Source organism: Streptomyces sp. DT2A-34, from assembly GCF_030499515.1.
Classification (GTDB): Bacteria; Actinomycetota; Actinomycetes; order Streptomycetales; family Streptomycetaceae; genus Streptomyces.
In genome coordinates this window covers 537,315-546,194 of record NZ_JASTWJ010000001.1, presented here as the reverse complement: position 1 = coordinate 546,194, position 8,880 = coordinate 537,315, and the positions used below count along the sequence as shown (strand labels likewise).

Genomic DNA, 8,880 nt, shown 5'->3' with positions numbered 1-8,880 from the left:
TGAGGACGGACCAGTGCAGGAAGAGCAGCAGGACAAGGTTGCCGACTACCTGAGGCGAGTCACCGTCGAGCTGCGCCGGGCTCGCGAACGCATCCTCGAACTGGAACGCGACCGCACCGAGCCCATCGCGATCGTCGGCATGGCGTGCCGATTCCCCGGCGGTGTCAGCACCCCCGAGGACCTGTGGCGCGTGGTGGCCGAGGAACGCGACGTCCTCTCCCCGTTCCCCACCGACCGCGGCTGGGACATGGAGACGTTGCGCTCCGGTGCCTCCCTCGCCACCGAGGGCGGCTTCCTCGGCACGGCGGCCGACTTCGACGCCGACTTCTTCGGCATCTCCCCGCGTGAGGCGCTGGGCATGGACCCGCAGCAGCGCCTCATGCTGGAGGTGGCCTGGGAGGCACTGGAGCGGGCCGGCCTCGACCCGGCCGCGCTGCGCGGCAGCCAGACCGGCGTGTTCGTCGGCACCAACGGCCAGGACTACGCCGACCTGGTGTCCGTGGACGGCGACGGGCACGCCTCCACCGGCCTCATCGCATCCGTCCTCTCCGGCCGCATGTCCTACACCTTCGGCTTCCAGGGCCCCGCCGTCAGCGTCGACACCGCCTGCTCGTCGTCCTCGGTCGCCCTGCACCTCGCCTCCCAGGCCCTGCGCGGCGGCGAATGCTCCCTCGCCCTGGCCGGCGGCGTCACGATCATGGCCACGCCGCACGCCTTCGTCGAGTTCACCCTGCAGCGCGGACTCGCCGCCGACGGCCGCTGCAAGGCGTTCTCCGACGCCGCCGACGGCACCGGCTGGGCCGAGGGCGCCGGCGTACTCGTACTGGAACGCCTCTCCGACGCGGTGCGCAACGGGCACCGGGTGCTGGCGGTGGTGCGGGGTTCGGCGGTCAACCAGGACGGCGCGTCCAACGGCCTGACAGCGCCCAACGGTCCGTCGCAGGAGCGGGTGATCCGGCAGGCGCTCGCCTCGGCCGGCCTGTCCGCCGCCGAGGTGGACGCGGTCGAGGCACACGGCACCGGCACCGCTCTGGGCGACCCGATCGAGGCCCACGCCCTCATGGCCACCTACGGCCAGGACCGCGACGCCGACCGCCCGCTGCTGATCGGCTCGGTCAAGTCCAACATCGGCCACACCCAGGCCGCCGCCGGCGTCGCGAGCGTGATCAAGGTCGTGTACGCCATGCAGCACGGGCTGTTGCCGAGGACGCTGCACGTGGACGCGCCGTCGTCGCACGTCGACTGGTCGGCGGGTGCGGTGGAACTGCTGACGTCCGCCACGGCCTGGCCGGAGATGGGGCGCCCGCGTCGGGCCGGTATCTCGTCGTTCGGTGTCAGTGGGACGAACGCGCACGTGATCCTGGAGGCGGCGCCCGCGGAGGAAGCGCCCGAGCGCGGGGCAGGTCCTGTGCACGGGGTGCCGTGGCTTGTCTCGGCCAAGTCCGAGGGGGCGTTGGGCGAGCAGGTCGAGGCGGTGCGGGGTGCCGAGGGCGCCGCCGCTGACATCGGGTTCTCCTTGCTGGCCTCGCGGTCGTTGTTCGAGCACCGGGCTGTGTTGCTGGACGGCGAGGAGATAGCCAGGGGGGTGGCGGGCGGCGGGAAGCCCGTGGCCGTGCTGTTCTCCGGGCAGGGGTCTCAACGGCTCGGTATGGGCCGGGAGTTGTATGAGCGGTTCCCGGTGTTCGCGCGTGCTCTGGATGACGTACTCGCTCATCTCGACCCGGCGCTGCGGGGGGTGATGTGGGGCGAGGACGAGGAGGCGTTGAACCAGACCGGTCATACGCAGCCTGCCCTGTTCGCCTTCGAGGTCGCGCTGTACCGGTTGGCCGAGTCCTTCGGTGTGCAGGCCGCTCATGTGGCCGGTCATTCGATCGGTGAGATCGCGGCCGCGCATGTGGCGGGTGTCCTGAGCCTGGAGGATGCGGCGAGGCTGGTGTCGGCGCGGGCGTCGTTGATGCAGGCGTTGCCGCCCGGGGGCGCGATGGTGGCGATCGAGGCCACCGAAGAGGAAGTCGCCGAACATATCGGCGAGTTGGCGTCCGTTGCTGCCGTCAACGGGCCGTCCTCGGTGGTGATCGCGGGTGACGAGGCTGAAGTCGAGCGAATCGCCGGACACTTCGGTGACCGCAGGACCAAGCGGCTGAAGGTCTCCCATGCCTTCCATTCGCCGTTGATGGAGCCGATGCTGGACGACTTCCGCACGACGGTCAGCCAACTCACCTTCCACACGCCGACGATCCCGTTCACCGCCAGTGGGGATGTGACGGACCCGGAGTACTGGGTGCGGCATGTCCGCGAGACGGTCCGTTTCCACGACCACGTCACCGCGTTGGGCGCGAAGGCGTTCCTGGAGATCGGTCCCGACGGCGTACTCTCCGCGCTCGTCGCGGACGCCGTGCCCGCCCAGCGCAAGAACCTGGACGAGGCGACCGCCTTCGTCACCGCTCTGGCCCGGCTGCACGTCACCGGTATCCCGGTCGACTGGACGCCGTTCTACGAGGGCGCCCGCCGTGTGGACCTCCCCACCTACCCCTTCCAGCGTCGGCGCTACTGGCCCTCTGCCTCCGGCCGCGCGGTCGACGCCTCCGGGCTGGGCCTGACCGCCGTCGAACACCCGCTGCTCGGCGCGGCGGTCGAGGTCGCGGGCGGTGACGGTGCCCTGTTCACCTCGCGGCTGTCGGTGAGCACGCACCCGTGGCTCGCGGACCATGTCGTGGCGGGCCGGGTGCTGTTCCCCGGCACCGCCTTCGTCGAGCTGGCGCTGCGGGCCGGCGACGAGGTGGGCCTGGACCGGCTGGACGAGCTGACCCTGTCGGTGCCGCTGGTGCTGCCGGAGCGCGGGTCGATCCAGGTGCAGGTCGCCGTCGGGGCGCCGGACGGCACCGGGCGCCGCCCGGTCACGGTGTACTCGCGGCTCGACGCCGACACCCCCTGGCTGGAGCACGCCACCGGGTTCCTCGCGGCGGGCACCGTCCACGACGACTTCGACGCGACCCCGTGGCCGCCGCCCGGGGCCGAAGCGGTCCCCGTGGACGGGTTCTACGAGCGCTTCGCCGACGCCGGTTTCACCTACGGCCCCGCCTTCCGGGGCGTGCGAGCGGCATGGCGGCTCGGCGACAGCGTGTACGCCGAGGTCGCGCTGCCGGAAGGCACCGGCCCCGGTACGGACGCCGACGCGGCGGCATACGGACTGCACCCGGCGCTGCTGGACTCGGCGCTGCACGCCGCCGAGTTGAGCCCGGCCGGCGGCGGTCTGCCCTTCGCATGGCAGGGCGTGTCCCTGCACGCCACCGGCGCGACCGCGCTGCGGGTACGGATCCGGACCCGCGACGAGTCGGTCTCCGTGGCCCTCGCCGACGGCACCGGAGCCCCGGTCGCCTCGGTCGACTCCCTGGTCACCCGCCCGCTGCCCAGCGGCGACCTCGGCACCTCGATCGCGCGCGAGGCGCTGTTCCACGTCGACTGGACGCCGGTCGAACTGCCAACCGAGGGCGCCGCCGACGTCGTACTCGAACACCTCTCGGCGCCTTCGGACGACGTCGTCGGCTCGGCGCACGAGATCACCAAGCGGGTCCTGGCGAAGATCCAGGAGTGGCTCGCCGACGAGCGCCCCGAGCGTCTGGTGTTCGTCATCCGGGCCGGTGACCTGGCCGCCTCCACCGCGTGGGGTCTGGTGCGGTCGGCGCAGGCCGAGCACCCCGGCCGGTTCGGCATCATCGACTCCGACTCCGACTCCGACACCGACCTCGACTACGACTCGGATTCGGTTGAACTCGTCGCCCGGGCCATGAGCCTCGATGAGCCTCAACTACGCATCCGCGGTGGCGAGGTGGCCGCTCCGCGCCTCACCCGCCTCCTCCCGGCCGACACCCCGGCGGGCGTCCCGGCGGGCACCCGGCCCGAGTGGGACGGCCAGGTGCTGATCACCGGCGGCACCGGCGGGCTCGGCATGCTCGTCGCCCGCCACCTCGTCACCGCCCACGGCGTGCGTGACCTGCTGCTGGTCAGCCGCCGGGGGGAGGCGGACACCGGCGAGCTGGAGGCGCTGGGCGCGCGGGTCGTCGTCGAGGCGTGCGACGTCGCCGACCGGGACGCCGTCGCCGCGCTGCTGGCACGGCACGAGGTGCGGGCCGTCGTGCACACGGCGGGCGTGCTGGACGACGGTGTCGTGGAGTCGCTGACCGGCGAACGTGTCGACACGGTGCTCGCGCCCAAGGTGGACGCGGCCTGGCACCTGCACGAACTCACCGCCGACCTGTCCGCCTTCGTCGTCTTCTCCTCCGTCGCCGGCACCCTCGGCACCGCAGGACAGGGCAACTACGCGGCCGCCAACACGTTCCTGGACGCCCTCGCCGAACATCGCAGGGCGGCCGGGCTGCCCGCGACCTCGCTGGCGTGGGGCCCGTGGCTGGCCGGCATGCTGTCCGGCGCCGACGCCGACGCCGACCGCATGGCCCGTACCGGCATCCCCGGCATCACCGCGGAGCAGGGCGTCGAACTGTTCGACGCCGCCCTGAAGGCCGGTGCGGCGGCCGGTACGGCGGCCGTGGTGCCGGTGCGCCTCGATCTGCCGGTGCTGCGCGGACGCGGCGAGGCCGCGCCGATCCTGCGCGGCCTGATCCGGGTCCGCGCCCGGCGCGCGGTCGCCGGTTCGGACACCGCCGCGTCCCTCGCGCAGCGGCTGGCCGCACTGCCCGCCGAGGGACGGCGCGAGGCCGCGCTGGACCTGGTGCGCGGCCAGGTCGCGGCCGTGCTCGGCCATGTCGGCACCGACGAGATCGACCCCGGCCGGGCCTTCCAGAGCCTCGGCTTCGACTCTCTGACCGCTGTCGAACTGCGTAACCAGCTCACCACCGCGACCGGCCTGCGCCTGTCCAGCACCCTGATCTTCGACTACCCGAACGCCGGCGCGCTGGCGGACCACCTCCTGGACGAACTGTTCGGCACCGACGCGCCCACGCCGGACCTGCCCGCCGCGGCCGATGCGTCCACCGCGGCCACGGCGGCCCTGTCCCACGACCCGATCGTCATCGTCGGCATGGCCTGCCGCTACCCCGGCGGCGTCGCCTCCCCCGAGGACCTGTGGCGCCTCGTCTCCGACGGCGTCGACGCGGTCAGCGGCTTCCCGACCAACCGCGGCTGGGACGCGGACGCGCTCTACCACCCCGACCCCGACCACACCGGCACCTCGTACACACGGTCCGGTGGCTTCCTGCACGACGCGGGCGAGTTCGACCCGGCGTTCTTCGGGATGTCCCCGCGCGAGGCACTCTCGACCGACTCGCAGCAGCGCCTGCTGCTGGAGACCTCCTGGGAGGCACTGGAGCGCACGGGCATCGACCCGCTGACCCTGCACGGCAGCCGCACCGGCGTGTTCGCCGGCGTCATGTACACCGACTACTCGGTGCTGATCAGCGGCTCGGAGTTCGAGGGCTACCAGAGCATGGGCAGCGCGGGCACCTTCGCCTCCGGCCGCGTGTCCTACACCTTCGGCTTCGAGGGCCCGGCCGTCACCGTCGACACCGCCTGCTCGTCCTCCCTGGTGGCACTGCACCTGGCCGCGCAGGCGCTGCGGAGCGGCGAGTGCACGCTGGCGCTCGCCGGCGGTGTGACGGTGATGTCGACGCCGTCGACCTTCATCGAGTTCTCCCGCCAGCGCGGCCTTTCCGCCGACGGCCGCTGCAAGTCCTTCGCCGACTCGGCCGACGGTGTGGGCTGGGCCGAGGGCGCCGGCATCGTCGTACTGGAACGGCAGTCGGACGCCATCCGCAACGGTCACCGGATCCTGGCCGTCGTCAAGGGCTCGGCGGTCAACCAGGACGGTGCGTCCAACGGGCTCACGGCGCCGAACGGTCCGTCGCAGCAGCGCGTCATCCGGCAGGCTCTCGCGAGCGCCGGTCTGTCCACCGCGGACGTCGACGCCGTCGAGGCACACGGCACCGGCACCACGCTGGGCGACCCGATCGAGGCGCAGGCGCTGCTCGCCACGCTCGGTCAGGACCGCGATGCGGACCGGCCGCTGCTGCTGGGCTCCGTGAAGTCCAACATCGGGCACACCCAGGCCGCCGCGGGTGTCGCCGGTGTCATCAAGATGGTCATGGCCATGCGCCACGGGTTGTTGCCGAGGACGCTGCACGTGGACGCGCCGTCGTCGCACGTCGACTGGTCGGCGGGCGCGGTGGAGCTGCTGACCTCCGACACGCCATGGCCTGAGGTGGATCGGGTACGCCGGGCCGGTATCTCGTCGTTCGGTGTCAGTGGGACGAACGCGCACGTGATCCTGGAGCAGGCGCCCGCGGCGGACGTCCCCGAGCCCGCGGTCGGCCCTGCGCACGCGGTGCCGTGGATCGTCTCGGCCAAGTCGGACGAGGCGTTGAGCGAGCAGGTCGGGGCGCTGCACGGCGTTGAGGGCGCCGCCGCCGACGTCGGGTTCTCCCTGCTGACCGCGCGGTCGTTGTTCGAGCACCGGGCTGTGCTGCTGGACGGCGAGGAGATCGCCAGGGGAGTGGCGGGCGGCGGGAAGCCCGTGGCCGTGCTGTTCTCCGGGCAGGGGTCTCAACGGCTCGGTATGGGCCGGGAGTTGTATGAGCGGTTCCCGGTGTTCGCGCGTGCTCTGGACGACGTACTCGCTCATCTCGACCCGGCGCTGCGGGGGGTGATGTGGGGCGAGGACGAGGAGTTGCTGAACCGGACCGGTTCCACGCAACCGGCGTTGTTCGCCTTCGAGGTGGCGCTGTACCGGCTGGCGGAGTCCTTCGGTGTGCAGGCCGCTCATGTGGCCGGTCATTCGATCGGTGAGATCGCGGCGGCGCATGTGGCGGGTGTCCTGAGCCTGGAGGATGCGGCGAGGCTGGTGTCGGCGCGGGCGTCGTTGATGCAGGCGTTGCCGCCCGGGGGCGCGATGGTGGCGATCGAGGCCACCGAAGAGGAAGTCGCCGCGCAGCTGACCGAGTTGGTGTCGATAGCCGCCGTCAATGGCCCGTCTTCCGTGGTGATCGCGGGCGATGAGGCCGAGGTCGAGCGGATAGCCGAAGGCTTTGCTGATCGCAGGACCAAGCGGCTGAAGGTCTCCCATGCCTTCCACTCGCCGTTGATGGAGCCGATGCTGGACGACTTCCGCACGGTCGTCGGCCAACTCGCCTTCCACGCCCCGGCGATCCCGTTCATGGCCAGTGGTGATGTGACCGATCCGGAGTACTGGGTGCGGCATGTCCGCGAGACGGTCCGTTTCCACGACCACGTCACCGCGTTGGGCGCGAAGGCGTTCCTGGAGATCGGTCCCGACGGCGTACTCTCCGCGCTCGTCGCGGACGCCGTGCCCGCCCAGCGCAAGAACCTGGACGAGGCGACCGCCTTCGTCACCGCTCTGGCCCGCCTGCACGTGACAGGCACCGCCGTCGACTGGGCGCCGTTCTACGAGGGCGGCCACTGTGTGGACCTCCCCACCTACCCCTTCCAGCGCCAGTACTTCTGGCCCGAGCCCACGCCCAGGACGGACGTCGCCGCCGCCGGTCTCGGATCCGTCGAACACCCCCTGCTCGGCGCTGCCGTGGAGCTCGCCGGAGCGGCCGGGCATCTCTTCACGTCGCGGCTCTCGCTGCGTACGCACCCGTGGCTCGCCGACCATGCCGTGCGCGGCGAGGTGTTCGTGCCGGGTGCCGCCCTGGTGGAGCTGGCGCTGTGCGCGGGTGACGAGGTCGGCTGCGACCGGGTCGAGGAACTGACGCTCGCCGCACCGCTGGTGCTGCCCGCGCGCGGGTCCGTGCAGGTGCAGGCCTGGGTCGGTGCGGAGGTGGACGGACGCCGTTCGTTCACCGTCCATGCGCGGCCCGAGGACGACGCCGACGGGCCCTGGACGCCGCACGCGACGGGCACGCTGGCCGTCGGGACGGGCGGCAGCGACTTCGACACGACCGTGTGGCCGCCGGCCGCCGAGCCCGTCGAGGTCGACGGCGCGTACGAGCGGTTCGCGGACCTCGGCTTCGAATACGGCCCGCTGTTCCAGGGCCTGCGTGCCGTGTGGCGCGCGGGCGACACCGTGTACGCCGAGGTCGCGCTGCCGGACGGCACCGACGTGCGGGGCTTCGGCCTGCACCCGGCGCTGCTCGACGCCGCCCTGCACGCGGCGCTGCTCGTCGACGGCGGCGCCCGGCTGCCGTTCTCGTGGGAGGGCGTGTCGCTGCACGCCACCGGCGCCTCGTCGGTACGGGTGCGACTGACCCGGGGCGCCGACGGGTACGCCATCGCGCTGGCCGACACCACCGGCGCGCCGGTCGCGAGCGTCGACGCGCTCGTCGTGCGGGAGGACACGGCGGCGGCGCGGGCCGTGGGTCCGGAGCGGGACGCGCTGTTCCGCGTCGACTGGGTTCCCGTCGATGTGCCCGTCGAGCCCGCGACCGGGGTCGTCATCGAGCCCGTCGTCGCCGTCGCCGAGGAAGGCGTCGTCGAGTCGGTGCGTCGGCTGACCGCGCGGGCGCTTGAAGCGATGCAGCAGTGGATCGCCGAGGAGCGGCCCGAGAAGCTCGTCTTCGTCACCGGCGCCGGGTGCCTCGCCGGGGCGGCCGTGCGCGGCCTGGTGCGGTCGGCACAGACCGAGCACCCGGGCCGGTTCGGCATCATCGACACCGACAGCAGCACCGTTGAATCCGACACCGACTCCGACGAACTCGTCGCCCGGGCCCTCGGCATCGACGAACCCGAACTGTCCATCCGTGACGGCGTGGTGCGCGCCGCCCGGCTCGCCCGGGCCACAGCGGGGGAGCGGGAGGTCGCCTGGGAAGGGCCGGTGCTCATCACCGGCGGCACCGGCGGCCTCGGCGGGATCGTCGCCCGGCACCTCGTCGACGATCACGGCATCCGCGACCTGGTCCTGGTCAACCG

Annotated in this window: 1 protein-coding gene (cut by a window edge); it reads left to right on the top strand. The window is 72.7% G+C overall.

From position 1 onward, the window contains the following. The first annotated feature begins 13 nt into the window (after positions 1–13). Positions 14–8,880 carry the 5' end (the start) of a type I polyketide synthase gene (locus tag QQM39_RS02305; protein WP_301994893.1) on the top strand. It continues 19,060 nt past the right edge of the window, so only the first 8,867 of its 27,927 coding nucleotides appear in the window; it begins with the start codon at positions 14–16; its stop codon lies beyond the right edge, outside the window.